This window comes from Flavobacteriales bacterium TMED191, from assembly GCA_002171975.2.
Lineage (GTDB): Bacteria > Bacteroidota > Bacteroidia > Flavobacteriales > TMED113.
Map to the genome: position 1 here is coordinate 1 of NHIO02000005.1, position 19,532 is coordinate 19,532.

The 19,532-nt window shown below is 27.0% G+C and carries 21 protein-coding genes and 1 tRNA gene; 7 read left to right on the top strand and 15 right to left on the bottom strand.

What is annotated here, in order from left to right; translation table 11 throughout:
• From CBD51_000235 to CBD51_000250, 4 genes are all read right to left on the bottom strand, one after another.
• The coding region (locus CBD51_000235) for an HTTM domain-containing protein (GenBank protein RPG60757.1) at positions 1-852 on the bottom strand (852 nt) is incomplete at its 3' end.
• A gap of 12 nt (positions 853-864) precedes the next feature.
• On the bottom strand, positions 865-1,962 hold the full coding sequence (locus CBD51_000240) for a peptidase M75 superfamily protein (GenBank protein RPG60758.1): 1,098 nt from the start codon (positions 1,960-1,962) through the stop codon (positions 865-867).
• 103 nt (positions 1,963-2,065) lie between these two features.
• The gene (locus CBD51_000245) at positions 2,066-3,208 is read right to left on the bottom strand and encodes a DUF4856 domain-containing protein (GenBank protein RPG60759.1); all 1,143 of its coding nucleotides are present in this window, start codon (positions 3,206-3,208) and stop codon (positions 2,066-2,068) included.
• 118 nt (positions 3,209-3,326) lie between these two features.
• Positions 3,327-3,554, bottom strand: a complete 228-nt coding sequence (locus CBD51_000250) for a hypothetical protein (GenBank protein ID RPG60760.1) — start codon at positions 3,552-3,554, stop codon at positions 3,327-3,329.
• A gap of 129 nt (positions 3,555-3,683) precedes the next feature.
• Here CBD51_000250 and CBD51_000255 point away from each other — a divergent pair, with 129 nt between their 5' ends.
• The 3 genes from CBD51_000255 (at position 3,684) to CBD51_000265 (ending at position 5,824) form a co-directional block, all read left to right on the top strand.
• Positions 3,684-4,595, top strand: coding sequence for a T9SS C-terminal target domain-containing protein (locus tag CBD51_000255; GenBank protein ID RPG60761.1), 912 nt, complete (start codon positions 3,684-3,686; stop codon positions 4,593-4,595).
• Between the two features lie 88 nt (positions 4,596-4,683).
• Positions 4,684-5,088 (top strand): hypothetical protein, encoded by a 405-nt coding sequence (locus CBD51_000260; GenBank protein ID RPG60762.1) that lies wholly within the window; start codon positions 4,684-4,686, stop codon positions 5,086-5,088.
• Complete coding sequence (locus tag CBD51_000265; GenBank protein RPG60763.1) at positions 5,081-5,824, top strand: hypothetical protein; 744 nt, start codon at positions 5,081-5,083, stop codon at positions 5,822-5,824. Before CBD51_000260 ends, CBD51_000265 begins: the two co-directional genes overlap by 8 nt.
• Here the strand turns inward: CBD51_000265 and CBD51_000270 are convergent.
• The 5 genes from CBD51_000270 to CBD51_000290 all read right to left on the bottom strand — a co-directional run bounded on the left by CBD51_000270 (position 5,775) and on the right by CBD51_000290 (position 10,485).
• Positions 5,775-8,090, bottom strand: coding sequence for a hypothetical protein (locus CBD51_000270; protein RPG60764.1), 2,316 nt, complete (start codon positions 8,088-8,090; stop codon positions 5,775-5,777). The genes CBD51_000265 and CBD51_000270 overlap by 50 nt on opposite strands.
• Positions 8,091-8,143: 53 nt before the next feature.
• Complete coding sequence (locus tag CBD51_000275) at positions 8,144-8,806, bottom strand: DUF2490 domain-containing protein (GenBank protein ID RPG60765.1); 663 nt, start codon at positions 8,804-8,806, stop codon at positions 8,144-8,146.
• Positions 8,790-9,425: a DUF4956 domain-containing protein gene (locus CBD51_000280; protein ID RPG60766.1), complete on the bottom strand. Its 636-nt coding sequence runs from the start codon at positions 9,423-9,425 to the stop codon at positions 8,790-8,792. Before CBD51_000280 ends, CBD51_000275 begins: the two co-directional genes overlap by 17 nt.
• On the bottom strand, positions 9,422-10,177 hold the full coding sequence (locus CBD51_000285; protein ID RPG60767.1) for a polyphosphate polymerase domain-containing protein: 756 nt from the start codon (positions 10,175-10,177) through the stop codon (positions 9,422-9,424). Before CBD51_000285 ends, CBD51_000280 begins: the two co-directional genes overlap by 4 nt.
• A gap of 71 nt (positions 10,178-10,248) precedes the next feature.
• A complete protein-coding gene (locus CBD51_000290) occupies positions 10,249-10,485 on the bottom strand; it encodes a hypothetical protein (protein RPG60768.1) in 237 nt (78 codons plus the stop codon).
• 53 nt (positions 10,486-10,538) lie between these two features.
• Between CBD51_000290 and CBD51_000295 the strand changes: the two genes are divergently transcribed.
• On the top strand, positions 10,539-11,267 hold the full coding sequence (locus CBD51_000295) for a transporter (protein ID RPG60769.1): 729 nt from the start codon (positions 10,539-10,541) through the stop codon (positions 11,265-11,267).
• A 6-nt stretch (positions 11,268-11,273) separates the two neighbouring features.
• Here CBD51_000295 and CBD51_000300 read toward each other — a convergent pair.
• Positions 11,274-11,348: transfer RNA gene (locus tag CBD51_000300), tRNA-Pro, on the bottom strand.
• A 121-nt stretch (positions 11,349-11,469) separates the two neighbouring features.
• Here CBD51_000300 and CBD51_000305 point away from each other — a divergent pair.
• Both CBD51_000305 and CBD51_000310 read left to right on the top strand, forming a co-directional pair.
• Complete coding sequence (locus CBD51_000305) at positions 11,470-13,686, top strand: TonB-dependent receptor (protein ID RPG60770.1); 2,217 nt, start codon at positions 11,470-11,472, stop codon at positions 13,684-13,686.
• 116 nt (positions 13,687-13,802) lie between these two features.
• Complete coding sequence (locus tag CBD51_000310; protein RPG60771.1) at positions 13,803-14,150, top strand: 4Fe-4S dicluster domain-containing protein; 348 nt, start codon at positions 13,803-13,805, stop codon at positions 14,148-14,150.
• A gap of 6 nt (positions 14,151-14,156) precedes the next feature.
• On the opposite strand, the gene CBD51_000315 is transcribed toward CBD51_000310, so the two are convergent.
• Positions 14,157-14,522, bottom strand: coding sequence for a hypothetical protein (locus tag CBD51_000315; protein ID RPG60772.1), 366 nt, complete (start codon positions 14,520-14,522; stop codon positions 14,157-14,159).
• A 223-nt stretch (positions 14,523-14,745) separates the two neighbouring features.
• A complete protein-coding gene (locus CBD51_000320; GenBank protein RPG60773.1) occupies positions 14,746-15,249 on the bottom strand; it encodes a hypothetical protein in 504 nt (167 codons plus the stop codon).
• A gap of 127 nt (positions 15,250-15,376) precedes the next feature.
• Between CBD51_000320 and CBD51_000325 the strand changes: the two genes are divergently transcribed.
• Positions 15,377-16,177: a hypothetical protein gene (locus tag CBD51_000325; GenBank protein RPG60774.1), complete on the top strand. Its 801-nt coding sequence runs from the start codon at positions 15,377-15,379 to the stop codon at positions 16,175-16,177.
• Here CBD51_000325 and CBD51_000330 read toward each other — a convergent pair.
• The 3 genes from CBD51_000330 to crtI are packed head-to-tail and all read right to left on the bottom strand — an operon-like array spanning position 16,174 to position 18,960.
• Positions 16,174-16,872, bottom strand: a complete 699-nt coding sequence (locus CBD51_000330; GenBank protein ID RPG60775.1) for a lycopene cyclase domain-containing protein — start codon at positions 16,870-16,872, stop codon at positions 16,174-16,176. The two genes, CBD51_000325 and CBD51_000330, sit on opposite strands and share 4 nt — an antisense overlap.
• Positions 16,869-17,510 (bottom strand): carotenoid biosynthesis protein, encoded by a 642-nt coding sequence (locus CBD51_000335; protein ID RPG60776.1) that lies wholly within the window; start codon positions 17,508-17,510, stop codon positions 16,869-16,871. The genes CBD51_000330 and CBD51_000335 overlap by 4 nt, the downstream gene beginning before the upstream one ends.
• A complete protein-coding gene (gene crtI, locus CBD51_000340) occupies positions 17,497-18,960 on the bottom strand; it encodes a phytoene desaturase (protein RPG60777.1) in 1,464 nt (487 codons plus the stop codon). Before crtI ends, CBD51_000335 begins: the two co-directional genes overlap by 14 nt.
• Between the last annotated feature and the right edge of the window lie 572 nt (positions 18,961-19,532).

Genomic DNA, 19,532 nt, shown 5'->3' on the forward strand with positions numbered 1-19,532 from the left:
ATCAATAATTCTATTTAGAAAAGCTTTAAAATTATTAATTACTATCCTATGAAAATTACCTGAAAAGAATATTAAAGAACTAAAAATCATTATGTAAGGAAACATACCAATGGGAAAAAGAACTTTGGTTAATAAATGAAAAATAATAACTAAAAAAAATCCAAATAAACGTGTTCTTGAATAGTATAATAAAAAAGGAATACTGAAATCATATAATAAACCTGCCCAACTCATAAAGTAATGAACCCATTCTTGTTGAAATAAATAACCTAAAATTGGAAGGTCATAATTAGATGACAACCATATTTTCAAAGGCATTGCATCAACAATCCAATCAGAATTTAATTTTGCAATTGCTGCATATATATAAACGATAGATATAAGAAGCTTAATACTATCTACAGTCCATCTTGGAACATTGGTGTAAGTTCTTTTAGATATTATATTATCAATAGAAAATGATGCGTTAGCAGGTATAAATATTAATAAAAAACTTAAAATAGAGATAAAATAATAGTGATTTAAGTATGTTGTTTTATCCATTAACTCTATGTATGTAAAACTTAAAAAGAAAATTATAATTGATAATCTATATTTTAAACCAAGTAATATGCAAATTGATGATATCGAACAGATTAAAAATAAGAAATAAGTATTATTTCCAAGTGGCTCTATCCATTCAAATCCTAAATAAGAAAAATGATATGAGGGAAGTAAATACAATTCATCGATCCAACCCTTAAGCCAAAACCTAAGTAGACTGACAAACATTAAAAGACCAAAAAATATTCTGTAAACAGCTAAAATAGATGAATCTTCATTAGAATGTAAATAGCTGAAAATCTTAGACATTATAATTAATTATTAATCACCGTCAGCATCAATATAATCAACTGAAACTGCTAATGATTGTAACATATCAACTTTAAAATATACAACAAGTAACTGAATTGCATCATAAGCATACAACATATCGATATTATTAGACTCTATTTGATTAACAAAATTATTATCTAGTAAATTAATTTGATCTCTAGCAATAGAGAATTGAGATAATATATCAGTTACTAAAATACCATCAGATGAACTCGGTAAATAGTCAAGATATGAGTTAAAGCTAGGACCTAGTAAATCTGAGTCAATGTGCTTGCCTATAAAAAAATCCTCGCATGCTTGAAGTGCTTCTAATGCTAAAATTTGTGAAACATCTTTTTTATAAAAAGCTTCAACACTAGTAGGAATGGGACTTGATGAAAAGACACCTGCGGGTATTCCAAACTTATTTGCTCGAAATCCCTTTTCATAATAAAATATATAATCATTTGTCACTTTATTGATAGATGAAGTTGCAGTATTATCAGTATTATTAATAAAATCACTTTTATTACTTGTCCAATCCTCAATAACTAAATTTGTATTATAAATCATATTGTCAATAATAGCAACTAAATAATTAATGTATCTAATATCATTTTGATATAATAAAACTATTGAAGCTTCATTTGGTGCTATACCATGGAGCATATAGTCTAGTGCAGGAAATCCTCTTGCATCATTATAACTATTATTATTTAAATCTGAAATTTCGCTAATAATATTGGAATCAATGAAATCAGAATCAGCAGGATATACATTCATTTTATTTTTGAAATTTATCACTTCAGCAAAACCAAAATCAAACATTTCTATATATTGCCATTTTAAGTAGGCAGTTAACCATTGTTCTGATAAAGCGTTTAAATTATTTTCATTGGGACTTGAAATAAACAATTGTACACTTTCATTTAATGATTGTAGACTTATATTAAAATTCTCATAAGCAGGTGTGATAATATTATCTGCCCAATTAATAAGTACAGATTGACGATCATATCCATCACCTAATACATCCTCTTCGTTATTATCAGTGTCACATGAAAGTATTAGAAGTGAAATTGTAAGTAAATAAATAATTTTTTTCATAATAAAGATAAAAGCTAAAAAAGGTGTGTTACTTGTTACGTAATAATTTACCCCAAATATTAAGTAGAAAATTTAGCAACACACCTTTAAAAGTAAGTATAAATTATAGACCTGAAACAGTTTGGATTTGCGAAACCATAGTATTTAATTCATCTACAGTTATATCCCAAAAACCATCACCTTCCATCATTTGATTTAACATGGATGTAACTTCAGAATTAGTAAAATAACTTGTGTATTGTAAGCTTAATACAAAACCATATCCTTCAGATAAACCATGAAAAGTATCTTCTCTTTCTCCACCGTCACCTAATGTACTAGCAGCACTTGATAAGTAGTCAATTGCTTTTTGAGCAATAATTTTATCTAAATGTTCAGTAACAATTGCAGATTGCTCATCTCTTAGTATATAGTCACCAGCAACAATTGCAGCTCTACCTAATTTGAATGCATCATAAATAGTATTAGCAATTCCAGGATGAGATCCTTCATTAAGCTTTTTTAAATACTTATTTACAAGTACACCATGACCTTCAGCAGGTCCATTTGCATTATTATCAGATCCTCCAACATGTTCATTATTATAACCATACAGGTAACCAAATCCTTCATCCCAGTAATGTTCCATATCAGTATAATTATCACCTGCTTCTATCTGAGCTTCATCATTATGACCACCATCTAATTTTGTTGTAGTAAGATAATTATTAGAAATTTGATCTACTACAAAAGCACCCATCAATCCTTTAATAAAAGCTTGATCTAATTCAAGACCTTTAGAATCGACTTGATAAGTTGAACCAGAACTAGTAGTTATTTGACCAGCAACACCAATAGATGCAATATTTTCCCAATTTGCATATACATCCTGCAATGTAGTAAACATATCAATAAATTGTTGTCTAACTGCAGCAGATGTTTTTGAACCAACATTTATACCACTATCGTATGCTAAGTCAAAACCAGTTCCCTCGCTAAACATAGTTTCAAATTCTAAAGCTGAAAATGCATTTTGTACATTCATAGCGTTATATATATCAGTTGTCATCTGAACTCTACATGTTTGACCTGAAAAAGAAACAGAAGATTCACCATTTCTTATAAATTCATATGTTGTTGGTGCTACAATATGTGTATGATCGTCATGATCATCATGATCATGGTCATCATCTTTATCACAACTCACAATAAAAAGTGGAGCTGCGATTAAAAAAGTTATGTAAAATATGTTCTTGGGAAAATTCATTTTAAAATAATTTAAACTAATACTTATATTTAGAATATTTCTAAATAGCGAAGCAAAAATAATAAATTATTTATAATAGTTCTAAATAATATTTAAAATAATTCTAAATAAATTTTAGTTAGCAGGATTTGCCCTTATTGTCTCCGTCAATCCACTTTCCTTTCTTGACTTGACCTAAATATTTGACTATTTTGTTTTTTGAATACATCTCTATGGCACGTTCAACTTCTTGCATATTCTTACGAATAATCTTAATCGCTGATGTAGAACCGTGAGTTCTTAATTCTATATAAAATCCATCCCTTAATTTTGGCGGTTGAGTAGATGGTCTACCTCTTCTTTGCATATTCAAGCAATATAGTATAAAATTCTTATTATAATAATAATTTTAATAAATATTTAATAACAAAGTAAATTTTATAAACTACTGATAATTTATGAATATGTATATTTATAACGATTAAAATATTTAGTATTGAAAAATTATAGACGATTCTTTATTAAAACATTAATGAAATTAGGTGTAATTAGTTTACTACCAACTAAATTATACGCATTTAATTCTAATGATGGATGTGAAATTACAACTAGTGATATTGAAGGTCCATTTTATGCAGGTAATTACTTGAACCTATATAATATTACACCATTTGATATAAATGATTCAAACCAAAACTTTCTAATTATTTCTGGCACAGTATACGCATCGGATTGCAAAACACCTATTCCAAATGCATTAGTTGAAATTTGGCATGCAAATCAAGGTTCGTTTAATAGTAAAACAAATGAGTTCTTGAACTCCTCCTATGAAAAGAATTATTTTCGGGGGCAGATTAATACCGATAACTTTGGCAACTACTCATTTCTAACTGTAATACCAGGAAAGTATTTAAACGGATCATACTATAGACCAAGTCACATACATTATAAAGTCACATATTTAAATACTGAATTAACTTCTCAAATCTACTTCGATGGTGACATAAGTATCCCTTTAGATCCTTGGGCTTCAAGTGAAAATGCATCAGATAGAATTATTACATTATTTCCAGATTCTAATGATATTTCAAATGGTATATTTGATATTACTCTAAATATCAGCCCTGACAATATAAACACTACCAACATAGAAAATAATACTAGTGTTATTAATACCATCTACCCAAACCCCATTAGCAGTAATACAATTATTAAACTAAATAAATGTGGAAAAAATTCTCAAATTGAGATATATGATGTCAATGGCAATTTAATTGTAAGAAAAATTAACTCAGCTACAGAAATTAATCTATTAGATTTTTTAGACAAACCTATTGGAAGAGGAATCTATATACTTAAAATATCAACTTCTAATGGATTAAGTCAAATAAAAAGATTTGTAGTTTAAAACTCCTTATAAGACACTAATTATATATCTTTGTAACATGGAAACAACACAAATATTAATCATTATTGCCGCGATTATCTTGTCATTTATGGCACTTAAATTTGTAACTAAATTGTTATTTAGGTTAATTATTATTTTAATTACAGTAATTATCTTTTATATGGGATATCAACATTTTTCAGGAACAAATATTCTTGATAATATTTCTAAACTATGTGAAGATGAAGATAATTTAAAATGCACTTGTTTCACAACACCAATTCTAAATGATATTAATAGTCGTTTCTCCAAGGATGAAGTTGAAAAAATCAAAAAAAACAAACTTAAATGTAATATCGAATTTGGGAGATCATTTCAAGCTAAAGAAGCAGAGATTAACAAATGTTTTGATCAGTATGGTGAAACATCTATTTTAGAGGAAATTCTCAGTGACATTAAATTCACCAACTTTCTATTTAAAGCCTCAAAAAAAGAAATAAAAGAAGATGTTTAAATTCTATAGCATTTTATTGCTATATATCTGCCTAATTAGTTGTAAAAAAAATTGTACTATATATACAGACGATGAGTCAATATTTGGAATTGATGTATCCCACTATCAAGATGATAAAGAATCAATAAAATGGGATAAGGTCATGCAAAATACTAACCCAAAAATAGATTTTGTTTATATAAGAACAACAATGGGCAAAAATGGCAGTGACAACTCCTTCAAGCAAAATATTATTGAACTAGAAAAACTTAATATCCCTTTTGGAGTGTATCATTATTTTAGACCAAATGAGTTAGCTATTGAGCAATTTGAAAATTTTAAAATACACAATAATAAATTTGGAAAGTTACCAATTGCAGTTGATGTAGAGGAAAAAAGCAATTTTAGCACTAAAATATTTAAAAAAGAACTTCGAAAGTTCTTAGAATTAATTGAAAAAGAATACAATACAAAACCTATTATTTACTCTCCACAAAAATTCTTTAATCTATACTTATGGCAAGATTTCAAAGATTATAAATTTTGGATTGCAAGACAACATGGTATTAAAACAATTCCTAAAAACAATACTCCTGGAAAGACACCAAACTTATTAAGCTTTAAATGCCCAGTAATATGGCAATACAGCGGAACAGGAAATGTAAGTGGTATTAATTCAAAAGTAGATTTAAATATAACATCTAAATCTATTTTTGAAAATCAGTTATCAATTGCTTCACAACAGATCCATCATTAAAAACTTTTATAACAAAAAATTCCTTACTATTATTAATTCTACCTAATATATCATAGGTGGATATTACAGTCTTATCATCTAATAAAGAGTCATCAATCATTATAGATAGATAATCATTATTTGCAAAAAAAGTTGGACTTTGAATTATAAAATCTCCAATACCATTAGGGACTCGTGCATAAGCCATGTCAGTTTGTTGTTCAGCAAATATAACTTCATCTAAAATATTACCGTTACTATCAGAAAGATAAACCTGTTCACCTGCAGCAGATAATTTAAATGTTGCGTGCATATTACTTTGCTCTTCCTCATCATCATCTGCCCAAACAATCAAATAACTATCAGGGTTCAATGTTATAGATGGAAAAGTATACTTATCTAGGGCTAATATATCATCGGATAAATTTAAACTACCTAGGTTAATAGCTTCTGAACCTTTATTATATATCTCGATCCAATCATCAAATTCTCCAGCTTCGTCAGCAACTGTAAAGTCATTAGATGCCATTAGCTCATTAATTACAATATCTGAGTTAATATAATTAATCACATCAGGCTTAACTTGATAAATATAAACATTATGCTCTGCACCCTCAGGACTGTAAGATCTTGTCTCATTATTGCCTATTGCCTCAATATAATAGCGAACATAACTTCCTGATTCCTGTGATGGAATATAATAATTATATTTTCCACTGTTAGAGTCATAATCCATAACCACTCTTTCAAACCTTCCAGTTAATCCTGTTCCGTAATAAAGATTAACTTGATTAACAACATCCGAATTTAACTCAACACTAACTAACACATCATCGTAAGAATTAGGTTGCGAAAAAAGTGAGTTTCCAACATAATATTCAACAGATGAGATGTTAATATCAACTTGAGAAACCTCATTGTTTGACCATAAATAATTTGATCTATCTAAAAAATATTCTTTTAAATTTTCAACTTCATTTAAAAATTCATTATAAGAATAAATTTTTTGAGGATCATTATAAACATGCATATTAATAAAATCTGCAAATTCATCTATTTCACTATTAATATAATTTGCTGAAAAACTATTTCTTAAAATAGTTCTAAAATGTGCAAGGTATCTTTGTCTTAATTCAGGAATTTCTAATAATTTATTTAGGAGTGCAAAATCAACGTCATCAACATTATAAAATGGACTCCAATTAGGGTTACCAAAAACAGTATTCCCATCGTATTCAATTGGTAAAATCCGTTCATTATACACATCATAATATACATAATAATCCATACCTCCTTTATTTATATAACTATCATCATCAGAAAAAATATTTTCAATAGCTAGATGCCATAAGGTTGCATCTAAATCGAGGTATTGATTTAAAAACGCATATATATCTGCATCACTAATATTATCAACTTGATTTATTACTTGACATGCATTAATTAAATTTTCCCATGGATTGTCAATATAACTTTTTTTAAGTGTATAATAAGACAGATAACTTAAAGTATCATTACCTAAATAATTCATTGATGATGAGCCTGCACCAAAGTCTGGTCCACCAGCTCCAGGTCCTCCCCCATTAATTAATTCACCACAACCAGGGGCTTCAGAATTAGGATCTTCAGCTCTCCACCTAGTACATTCATTATCAAAAAACCACTCACCTGCATGTTTCTTATCTAATTGTTGAACATTTGGATAAAGTCCCCAGTTTTGATCATTAATCATTAACTGAATAAAATTAACTTTTGTGGCTGGGATATAATTTCTAGCAAGTTTTTCAAATGTAAATTCTCTTAAAAAACTTGGATCTTGATAACAATTATTTAGGTTAATAGTCTCATAGCCATCAATATCTTGATCATTTAACCAGTCAATTTCAATATTAAATGACTTCTTATCTGTATCAACTGAATTACCTCCAGGACCACCTCCAGGACCACCACCAGGACCGCCTCCAGAATTTCCATTAGTATTAAAATAAGAAGTTTGACCTTTAAACCTAACACCAACTTCACTATAAACCTCCCCTTTATAAAGTAGTGAGGCAGATAAATTTATTTTATCACAATAGTTTTCATGTAATTGATCCCAAAAATTAGATTGATCAAAATAAAGAAAGATTGTATCAATACTAAGTTCAGAGTAAAGACCCTCATCAAAAACCAAACCTCCTCTGGAGAGTTCTTTATTGTCATTTGAAAAAAAATAAGATTCAGGAAGACTTTGAGCTTGAAGTAAAAAAGGTAAAAAAATTAAAAAATATAAACGAAAAAAAGACATGAAAGAAATTTAAAGTTATTGCTAATATACATTTTAAATATTTTTAAATATAATTATTTGAATGAGTAAACTAATTTTGTTTTTAGTACAAAAATTGACTTTTCATTGTTAGAGTCAAAATCATTTTGAAATAGTCCAACAATTGAAGCAGAAAAATTTTTGGAGATCCTTTTTTTTAATCCAGAAAGGATTCTATATTTTTCAAAACCCTCACCAAATTCATAAAAAATCTCTGAACCAAGAAAGATATTTATATTTTTTTTAATATTATTATTTAGAGATATTTTATGTCTAAGTTTATTAATAGAGTTTTGACTTGACGAAACTCCTAATAGTCTTTGATTTTGATACCTTAACCTTGACTTTAAATCAAAATTTTTAAATACCTCATAAACTATATAGTTATCAAAATAATATCTAATTCTATCGTCAAATGAACCTTTATTTTCTTTTCTATCAAATCTAAAACCGATTGAATAGTCGATATAATTATTAAAGCTTCTTCTCAAACTAAAATCTGTTAAAAACTTAGAAAAATTATTTAAGTTATCATCATGACGAAGACCTAATTCAAGAGAAAGTTCAGTTCTCTTTATCTTTTTATATTGAAATTCAACACTATTCCAAGTCTGAATATCATTTATTAAAGATGATGATTGACAAAGAATAAAATAAGGTAGAAGTATAAAAATATAAAAATTAAGATTCCTCTTCATAATAATAAACACATATACTAGCTACATCTCTTACTAGATCAATTTTTTTTATTTCATAACGAATAATTTGTAGTCCTGTACGTGCCTTTAAATCATCTAGTAAAAGTTCTTTCTTATCTGGAACTATTAGTTCAATCTTCTCATATAAAATCATCTTTCTCGACTCATGTTTTAACAACCAGAGCCTTTCCATTCCAAAAGTTATAAATACGATAATGAAATTTGCAAATAATAATTCTGCATAACTAATCTTTTTATTTGCCAAAGCATTAACAACTGATACTCCAATAACCAAAAAAAGATAAGTCATTTCCTTTATAGGAATTGGATCAGTTCTATATCTTATAATACCAAAAATAGCAAACAAACCTAATGCAAACCCAAGTTGCAACTTAACATCATCTAATAAAACACATAGGATAAAAACTGTTAAACTTATTAAAAGGTAAGTAAATAAGTAATCTTTGTTTTTAGTAATAGGATAGTAAATGCATCTAGCAATAATTAAAACAACCCCTAGATTAAAAGACGTCTTTAACAATAAACGAAAAAAGTCCTTTGAATCAAATATAGGTGCGCCTAAAAATTCTGCACTATCTAAAAGTAAATGTAATATCATGGTTTAATAATTTTATTAATTAATAATAATTTTTCCTTAAATCTATTGTATTTAACAGATTTATCAAGCATTAGAGTTGTCATACAATATTTACTTAATCTTAAAGGGTTAATATTATATTTTTTAAGGATTTTTTTAAAATCTGAAGTAGGTTGAGATTTTCCTTTTTTTAATTCAGCAATAACAAGATTTTTAAATTCTCCCTTTTGATTTTTATGCGAATATGATAAATTAATATCAATAGTTAATCTTTCTAAATTATTATTATGAATAAAAGTCATTCTATGAAAGCATATTGTCTGCTGAGATATTAGAGTATTATTTTGCTCCAAAATTGAATCTATATAATCTTTTTGTTCAGATGTTAAATTTTTATCAGGAATTGAATCTACTTGAATTCTTTTTTTAATAGTCATTTTTTTATTGTTTTTGTGCTTTATCTCTAAAAAACACAGTCCACTATCGACATATTTCCTAAATCTCACTTTATTTCGGGCATAATTACCATTATGATGTTGATGAAAAAACAACCTATCATCAGTATCTAAATACAAAGTATGATAATCCTGCACCATTTTATTATTAATTAGTAGGATATTATAATGCTTAGTTAATTGATTAAGTATATCAAATAGTTTAGACTCATGAAAAGCAAATTTTTCATCAACTCTAGACATCAGACTTACATTTTTAATAGCATTAAGATCTACTTTATTAAAAGATTTAAATAAATGACTATAGTCTAACGACATTGGTTATTAGTTATAATAAAAGAATTGAAAATTAATTTAACAATAAATTCATAATAAATTTATAAATCCGTTTATTTATTCTTATTTCTCTCTAGTGATTCAATCATAGCTATTACAACAGCACCTGTCTGAATTAGTTCATTTATAATCTCATCATATTTATTCTCTAAAGCAGCTTTGTTAATTTCGCCAACTTCTTCACCTAAAATAGCTAACCATTTAAATACATCATGATTCTGCTCTCCCCATTTAGAATCCTGTTTACTCCTCTCGTTTAAAAAAAATTCAATAATTTCTAACTTTTTCATATATAATGCTATTATAGTTTATATTTAAGGCAATTAATATAGTACTATAATAAATGAAAAAAAAATATCTCTTTATCCTTTGCTACTTATTCACAATATCACTGTTTTCACAAACAATTACAACTGATAGACCGGATCAAACAGAGGGGTCTTCAACAATACCAAAAGGATCATTTCAAATTGAAACAGGAATTTTATTATCTGAGGAAGATAACGCTGAAAAAAAACTACTTTTACCCTCTTCTCTACTTAGATTTGGTTTAACAGAAAATATAGAACTAAGAGTATTCCAAGAAATTGAACACAAAATTTATCATTCTAATACAATAACCGGATTTAAAGATCTACAAGCAGGATTTAAGTTACAAGTATTTCAAAAATTAAATAGTTCTACTGAAATTGCACTAATGTCACATTTTAACATTCCTAATTCATCAAATTCGTATAGTAATAATAAGTTAGGATTAATTAATAAACTTTGTATATCGCACCCATCTACTAGTAAAACTCAAATAGCTTATAATATAGGGTATGATTATATGTTTGGAGAAACTTGGAGTTTGACATATTCATTTGTTACAAGTTTCCAGGTAAATGATAAATTCAATACATACATCGAACCATATGGAGAAATAATTGAACTCAATCAATACTTGGGTAAAATTAACCTTGGCTTCACATATCTAATTAAAGATAATATGCAATTAGATTATTCGTTAGGATCGGGTATTAATCATCTATTCAATTACACATCTGTTGGTTACAGTATATTATTTAATTAAATAAAGTCGGGGCAAGTAGATTCGAACTACCGCTCTCACGACCCCCAGCCGTGCGCTTTAACCGGACTAAGCTATACCCCGAAAATCACTATATTTATAGTAATTGTAAATATACTCAATAAGTATTGATTTTTAAATACTCCTGACAAAGCTACCCCGAAAATCACTATATTTATAGTAATTGTAAATATACTCAATAAGTATGATTTTTAAATACTTTAGTTTTTTCTTATTACTATCCCCTTTAATTATTAATGGTCAGAATTATATTAGTGGAAAAGTTGTAGATGAAAATAATAATCCACTTGTAAACACAAGTATTTATTGGATAAATACAAATATTGGTTCAATTACTGATTCTGAAGGAAATTTTAAAATCAAAAATCGAGAAACAAATAATAATAAAATTATTATCAGTTTTGTAGGTTATCAAAATGATACTATTACAATTAAAAATTCATATGATTTAGGTAATATCCCGCTGCAACCTGAAACTGATTTAAAAACTATTAATTTAACAGAAAATAAAGTGGGAACGTATGTTGATAAAATTAATGCAATTAAAACTGAAATCATTACTGCTGAGGAATTAACAAAAGCAGCATGTTGCGATCTAGCTGGTTGTTTTGAAACACAAATAAGTGTCGAATCTAAAACAACTAATATAATTACAAATACAAAAGAATTAAGTATTTTAGGTTTATCTGGAATTTATAATCAAATTCTCATTGATGGAATACCAATAGTTAATGGAGCAAACTATACATACGGGATAAGCGCTATTCCCGGCACAATAATTGACAATATTCATATATCTCAAGGACTTGCATCTGTTCTTCAAGGGCATGAAAGTATTTCAGGACAAATCAATATTCAATTAAAAGGTCATCAAGAAACAGAGAAAGTATTTCTAAATCTATACACAAATAGCTTTAATGCAAAACAACTTAATATTGATTATAATTATAAAATTAATAATTGGAAAAATATTTTATCAATTCACTCGTCTCAGCCTGCAAAGATCAATGATATTAATAATGATAATTTTTTAGACCTACCAAAAACTACTAAATACTCAATTTATAATAAATGGATATATGGTTTAGAAAATAACGATGGTATATTCACAGCTATTACACTAAGATATTTAGATGAAGAACGAATTGGTGGAGAAATTGATTTTGAGCCAAAAGATAATCTTGGCGATACAATTAATTATGGACAAAAAATTAATTTTCAACAACCAGAAATACATATAAGTTCGTCTTTCAACTTTAATAATAAAGCGATTATTTTTAAATCTGCATTATCACAACATAAACAAAATTCTTTTTTTGGAACCACAAAATACTTGGTTGATCAAAAACAATACTATTTTAAATTAGCATATTCAACCAATTGGAATGACCATAATCTTGAATCAGGATTTTCATTTAAAAATCTAATTATTGATGAAAGAATTGAGCTTAACAACAACTTCAATCAGACATACGGAGGAGAGTATTTCAAAAATGAAAAAATACCTGGTTTATATATTGAGAATACATTCAAATGGCAAGAAAATATAGAGCTAATAACCGGCTTTAGGTTAGATAATCATAATACCCATGGTTGGATGCACACTCCTAGAATGTTATTAAAATATAATTTTTCAGAAAATACAGTTGGTAGGTTAAATTGTGGATCAGGATGGAAAACAGTAAATTTATTTACTGAGTATGTTAAATTATTTGGTTCAAATGAAAATATTATAATAGGATCAAATTTAAAACCTGAAAAAGCAACTAATTTTGGATTTAATTTACTGCATGCCATATACCTAAATAATATAGAGTTACAATTTATTTTAGATGCATATTCTACTTCATTTAGAAATCAAATTTTTCCGGACTATGACACAAATCCGCAATTAATTATTTTAGAAAACTTTCAAGGTAAAAGTAAAAGTAATTCACTGCAAGCTGAAATAGGAATTGAAATAATAAACGAAATTGGAATAAAACTCGCATATAATTATTTGGATGTTTATAGAATACAACATAATCATAAGCATCGGTTGCCATTTATATCTAAACATCATATACTAAATACATTTTCATATAAACCAATTAATAAAAATTGGCATTTTGATTTTAATCTTCATTGGTTTGGACGTAAAAAATTACAAAACACAAGCAATAATCCTATAGAATATCAAAGACCAAAATACTCTAAACCATACTCGATGTTAAATTTACAATTCACCCAAAAAATAAAATACATTGAATTTTATATTGGATGTGAAAATATTCTCAATTTCAATCAAGAAAATCCAATTATTAGTGCAAACGATCCATTTGGACAATACTTTAACATCTCTAATATATGGGGACCTACAAAAGGGAGAGAAGCTTATCTAGGATTAAGATTAAAATTATAAGAATTAAAATTTGAATTTTTTTACTTTAAAAGTTAGATTTGTACTTTTAAAATGTCTATTTCATTCCACTTATTGATTAAAAAGACAACTAATACTTTGTTAATTTAAAATATATTATGGCGATAAAAATAACTGACGCTTGTATAAATTGTGGAGCATGTGAACCTGAATGCCCAAATACCGCAATATATGAAGGTGGAATGCCTTGGAATATGGCTGAAGGAACTTCATTAAACGGTAATGTAAAATTAATGTCAGGAGAAGATATTGATGCAAATAAAAGTATTAATCCTATTAGTGACGAAGTATATTATATTTCTCCAGATAAATGCACAGAATGCAAAGGATTTCATGAAGAGCCACAATGTGCTGCTGTATGTCCAGTAGATTGTTGTGTTCCAAACGAAGAAATTGTTGAAGAAGAAGAAGTACTATTAGACAAGCAGAAAAAGCTACACTCTTAAAATTCGTTATTTATTTCTACGAGCAGCAATAAAACTCTTAATAAAGGAGATCATAGCCCATATCCCTGTAGCTAACATTACACAAACTCTTAATACTGAGGTGCTTCTACCGTCTGCAATTGCAGCTTTTAACGGCATAAATAATCCTAATACTGCAATTAAAGTGACTAAAACAGCTATATGAGCAATAATTTTGTTTTGGTTTTTAACACCATTGTAGCAAAATAATAAAATAACACCTAGAATAAGTGGTATCATAGCTGTTAAAGATAGAGATTCTTTTTCAGGTGTAGCTTCAAAGCAGATATAGGCCCAAAGTGGCATTAAAATTAATGCAATAGAGTTAATTAAGTGAGCATGGTATGTTTTCATATATTTTCATTTTATAAGCCTAATCTACTAAAAAATTTAACTAGTACTAAATTAATTTTATGTAAAATTTAAAAAAAATTAAAATAAAAATATAAAATTAAAGTTTGGCACGGATATTGTATTAGTACAAGTAGATTTTAATGACTCTGTGCAATTTGTCGCAATCTACGGGGGTAATTAAAAAAGACTGACAGTCTTTTCGGAGCATTAAAAATCTAACTTCCTACATCTTTCTAGAATCATATGCCCAATGCAATAGAGCTTGTCTTTGCTTAGGTCTACATTTCAAATCTAATGGATCACAATTTTTTTTAATTGCACCTACATGACGACGAATTGCCTTCCATCTTTTAATTTGTATTGAATCTTCAAATTCAATTCTTCGTCCCATATAATATCTACAATACCATTGAAACCAACCTCTTGGATCATCAGAGTAAATCCAACCCTTTTCTCTCCATGCAGATAATGACAATGAAGCATCTACCTTGAAAAAATTTAATTCAATATTTTTACAATTAGGAGACAATTTTGCATATTGAAACCACTCAGATGGAAATTCATTTATACAATCAGTCATATACTTACCGCCAAAAACACCTAATTCAAGCATTTTTTGGGGAGTTAAATCTGGTTCAAAATCAGGATGAAAATTATGACCAGGACTCTCTGTTAAAAAGTAAACATAGTTTTTTTGCATTAAATCATTAACAAGAACTCTTGACATAAAAATTAAATTAATTTTAATTATTTTTTAAAAAAATAATATGATTATAAATCATCGTAAATAAAATACTAAATTCACAATAATAAAATTACAATAAAATTAATTTAGAAATAAATAGTTTTTAATTATGCCCGAAGGACCCGAAGTTAAAATTGCATCAAATTATTTCAACTCTTTTTTTAATGAGAGTAAAATTGTAAAATTCACAATAATTACTGACTATTATAAAAAAAAATATAATGAAGTTTTTAAAACTGTAAATACAAATATTAATAATTATCCCAAAACCTATACAATTGGTAAAAACATTTTTATAAACCTAAATAATCAACTAGTATTTAACTTTCATCTGGGAATGACCGGAGGATGGAGTCAAAAAAAAATAAAACACTGTCATTTTATTGTTAGTGATAACAGAAAATCTCTATTTTTTCAGGATGTAAGAAAGTTTGGTAATATGAGAATATTTAAAGAAGAACAAATCGAAAAACTATATAACAAAAAAATTGACATACTAAATCCTAATTATGACCCTACATATCACATTAAATACCTTGAGGAAAAAATAAAGGGTTGTAATAAAATTTGCAAAATAATGATGAATCAAAAATTATTTCCTGGTGTCGGAAATTACATAAAATCTGAGTCCTTATTCGCTGCAAGAATTCATCCAGAAGAAAAGTGGAAAAATCTATCTTTTAGAAAAAAAACTAAATTAATAAAAAAGACTACAGAAATAATGACTAAAAGCCTTGAATGTGGAGGTGCAGAATTAAAAGATTTTAAAAATCCATTTCATATATCTAATTTTAATTTAAATATTTACGGAAAGAATCTAACACCTCAAAAAAAACCTGTAACATCAATATTAACTAGTGATAATAGAAAATCATGGTTTTGTTCATACTCTCAAAAACTTATGAACTAGTTATAAAGATAATTTTTTTTAAAAATTTCATATGGCAGAATTGTCAATGATAGCATAGAAAAACAATATAAAAAGTCTTCAAATGGAATATTAAAAAGTCTAATATTGATAATTTCTTGAGAATTATATATTACCACTGGACTATTAAAACTTCCTGTTAAAACACCGTTTACTAATAAAAAGGGAACTAAGCTAACTAGATATGTTCTAATTAAATCATTAATAAATATTTTATTTTGAAAAGAAATAACAAATACTGAAATAGCTGTAATTATTAAAACACAAAAAGTATATAATTTAGAAATAAATAAAATTGAAATCAAAAATAAAATAATCGAAAAAAATCTAACAAATCGTGAACTTAGATTTATAATATTAATAGGAAAGTAATAATTTAAAACCTCATGAATAAAAACACAGCAAAATGGTATAAAAATAAAAAACAACCACTCTTCTATAGGTAAGTTTAAAATAAAGTAACCAATAATATAATTTTTATTAAAACTCCAAACACCAACAGATGTAAACCATATATCCCATGGAATAAAAATCATCATCATTATTATTATTGAGGGAAACAATGCCTTCCAGTAGTTTATAAATTTTATCTTTTGTTCGAAACTGTTCAACAATGGATAACTTATAGAGAGAATCATCAAAAGGAGATATAAAAAAGATTGATCAATTAAATTCATAAAACAAATAATAAAAAAATAAAAAACATTAACTGTGAAATCATGAGATATAAGGATAATTTAAATGAAATTCGTACATGAAATTTAAATAATATAAAATGCATTAATAAACTTGTAATAAACCACATAAGATAATTTTGAATTGGAATATATAAACTTGACCAACTCCAAAAACCTAATTTTACTGCGACTGGTTCAATCAGTATATCTAGTAAAACCATTAAAAGAGAGGAAATAGAAACCTTTAAAATACTATTATCTGTGAATTTACTAACAAAACCATAAGTACAGAACACTAATATTAACCAATTAACACCAATTAACAGTGGAACTTCTAAAAATTGTATGCCTAAAAAATTCCCATAATTATATTCACCAAATAACAATCCGGTCTTAACACCTAATACTTCGATAAAAAAACCTAATAAAAATATAATAACAATTGGCTTAAAATTGATTCTATAAGATATAAACAAAAAGCAAATTGCAAATGTCAGAAGTAGATTAAAAGGCACAAGTGAGAGGAAAAAATTTCTTGAAAAATCATTAGATAAACCAATCATACCAACAAAATGTAATAAAATGATAATAAAACCAGCTATATTTTGGATCATTGTTTTATTATTAATTAATTTCATTTGCAACAATTTTAGCAGAGTTAAGAGCTAGAGGAATTCCTCCACCAGGATGAACTGTACCACCGCAAAAATATAAATCTTTTATTTGAGCACTAAAGTTTGAGTGACGCAAAAATGCAGAAAGTTTTGAATTTGATGATGAGCCATATAAAGAACCTTGAAAAGAACCTGTTTTTAATTCAATATCCTTTGGTCCATTAAAATTTTCAACAATTATATTTTTTTCAATATTACATTTAAGAATACTGTTTAATTTATTAATAATTATTTTTTTAGCTTCATTAATTAAAGTATCCCAGTCTTGACCTTTATCATGTGAAACATTAATCATAACAAACCAATTATCACATCCTTTAGGAGCATCACCATCAATATATTTAGATGTAATATTAATATAAATAGTAGGATCATGGTATATATCTTTTCCTATTCTTATGTTATCAAATTCTTGTTTATAATCCTCGGCAAAGAAAATATTATGTAAATCTAATTCTTTGAATTCATTGTTCATACCCCAATAAAATATAATTGCAGAAGATGATTTAGGCATTTTCAATTTTGAATCAAGAAAATAAGTAGAATCCAACAAATTATTATATACATAATGAATGTCTATATTTGATACCACTACATCAGCAGGAAGAAATATATTATTTGAATATACTCCTTGAACTTTATTGTCTTCAACACTAATTCGATCTACCTTGGAATTAGTTTCAAATTTCACACCATTACTTAAGCATAAAGTATGAAGAAAATCAACAATTGACCTCATTCCATTCTTAGGAAGATAAACCCCTTTATTAAATTCTAAATGAGCAATAACATTTAATATACCTGGAGCAACATAAGGATTAGAGCCATTATAGGTTGCAAACCTATTAAAGATTTTAACAAGTTTACGGTTTTTTAAGAATATTGTATTTGTAGCATTCATAGATCTAAAAATGCTTAAAAATGGAATTTTAAAAAAAGCTAAAAACGTTTGAAATGAAAAATATGTCGAAATTTTATGTAAAGATTTTTCAATAAATATCTTACTTGTAGTTTTATAAATAAACTCAATATACTTTAAATAACGTTTGACTTTAAATGGAGAAATATTAGTTTTATTTGCAGCTTCAATGGCAAACATATGTTTATCTGAGTATCCATTTATTAAAGTACCATCGTTAAAAAAATAACGACAAGCTAATTTTAATTTTAGGTATTCAAAACTACTAGTTTTATCAATTTTTGCTTTATCTATTAATTCATCTAAAAGTTCTGGCATAGTAAATAATGAGGGACCAGTATCAAATCGAAATCCATTTTTATAAATTTCTGCAATTTTACCACCCAAATATGAATTTTTTTCTAAAACTTTAACATCAAAACCTTTTCTGGAAAGTCTAAGTGCTGTTGAGAGACCAGCTATCCCTGAGCCAATAATTATTATCTTTTTAGACATAATTGTAAATAAAAGCTATATATGAAATTTTTGAAAAACATTATTTAATCAAAAATTGCTTATTTACAAATCCATTATTATGGTATTGAATAATAATCTGATTATAATGGATCACATTTTGACCTAATAAATTAATATTATGAGTGATAATAATAGGATTATTTAGATTTTCAATAATACTTACATTATTAGCATGATTATCTATAAAATTAGTCCAATTAAAGGTTTGTCCAAATATTGAAAAAATATAATCAATAAAGTCTTCAGGAGCAATATCTAAATCAATAATTATATCCCATGGAACATTAATCCAATCAATAATATTAAGGTCTAAATCGTCCCAATAAATAAACCATTCAAAATCACTCCAATCATCATCAAGCCATTCCACTTTTTCCCAACTATTAGTATTATCTTCTCCATCCCAGTTATCATCCTCTCCGTCCCAGTTATCATCCTCTCCATCCCAGTTATCATCCTCTCCATCCCAATTATCATCTTCTCCGTCCCAATTATCATCTTCTCCGTCCCAGTTATCATCCTCTCCATCCCAGTTACCATCCTCTCCATCC

What these genes read in the sequence shown, in the direction of transcription:
- CBD51_000240 (RPG60758.1), bottom strand. Translation starts at nt 1,962, where the DNA reads ATGAAAAAAATTATTTATTTACTTACAATTTCACTTCTAATACTTTCA.
- CBD51_000245 (RPG60759.1), bottom strand. Translation starts at nt 3,208, where the DNA reads ATGAATTTTCCCAAGAACATATTTTACATAACTTTTTTAATCGCAGCT.
- CBD51_000250 (RPG60760.1), bottom strand. Translation starts at nt 3,554, where the DNA reads ATGCAAAGAAGAGGTAGACCATCTACTCAACCGCCAAAATTAAGGGAT.
- CBD51_000260 (RPG60762.1), top strand. Translation starts at nt 4,684, where the DNA reads ATGGCACTTAAATTTGTAACTAAATTGTTATTTAGGTTAATTATTATT.
- CBD51_000265 (RPG60763.1), top strand. Translation starts at nt 5,081, where the DNA reads ATGTTTAAATTCTATAGCATTTTATTGCTATATATCTGCCTAATTAGT.
- CBD51_000270 (RPG60764.1), bottom strand. Translation starts at nt 8,090, where the DNA reads ATGTCTTTTTTTCGTTTATATTTTTTAATTTTTTTACCTTTTTTACTT.
- CBD51_000275 (RPG60765.1), bottom strand. Translation starts at nt 8,806, where the DNA reads ATGAAGAGGAATCTTAATTTTTATATTTTTATACTTCTACCTTATTTT.
- CBD51_000280 (RPG60766.1), bottom strand. Translation starts at nt 9,425, where the DNA reads ATGATATTACATTTACTTTTAGATAGTGCAGAATTTTTAGGCGCACCT.
- CBD51_000285 (RPG60767.1), bottom strand. Translation starts at nt 10,177, where the DNA reads ATGTCGTTAGACTATAGTCATTTATTTAAATCTTTTAATAAAGTAGAT.
- CBD51_000290 (RPG60768.1), bottom strand. Translation starts at nt 10,485, where the DNA reads ATGAAAAAGTTAGAAATTATTGAATTTTTTTTAAACGAGAGGAGTAAA.
- CBD51_000295 (RPG60769.1), top strand. Translation starts at nt 10,539, where the DNA reads ATGAAAAAAAAATATCTCTTTATCCTTTGCTACTTATTCACAATATCA.
- CBD51_000305 (RPG60770.1), top strand. Translation starts at nt 11,470, where the DNA reads ATGATTTTTAAATACTTTAGTTTTTTCTTATTACTATCCCCTTTAATT.
- CBD51_000310 (RPG60771.1), top strand. Translation starts at nt 13,803, where the DNA reads ATGGCGATAAAAATAACTGACGCTTGTATAAATTGTGGAGCATGTGAA.
- CBD51_000315 (RPG60772.1), bottom strand. Translation starts at nt 14,522, where the DNA reads ATGAAAACATACCATGCTCACTTAATTAACTCTATTGCATTAATTTTA.
- CBD51_000320 (RPG60773.1), bottom strand. Translation starts at nt 15,249, where the DNA reads ATGTCAAGAGTTCTTGTTAATGATTTAATGCAAAAAAACTATGTTTAC.
- CBD51_000325 (RPG60774.1), top strand. Translation starts at nt 15,377, where the DNA reads ATGCCCGAAGGACCCGAAGTTAAAATTGCATCAAATTATTTCAACTCT.
- CBD51_000330 (RPG60775.1), bottom strand. Translation starts at nt 16,872, where the DNA reads ATGAATTTAATTGATCAATCTTTTTTATATCTCCTTTTGATGATTCTC.
- CBD51_000335 (RPG60776.1), bottom strand. Translation starts at nt 17,510, where the DNA reads ATGAAATTAATTAATAATAAAACAATGATCCAAAATATAGCTGGTTTT.
- crtI (RPG60777.1), bottom strand. Translation starts at nt 18,960, where the DNA reads ATGTCTAAAAAGATAATAATTATTGGCTCAGGGATAGCTGGTCTCTCA.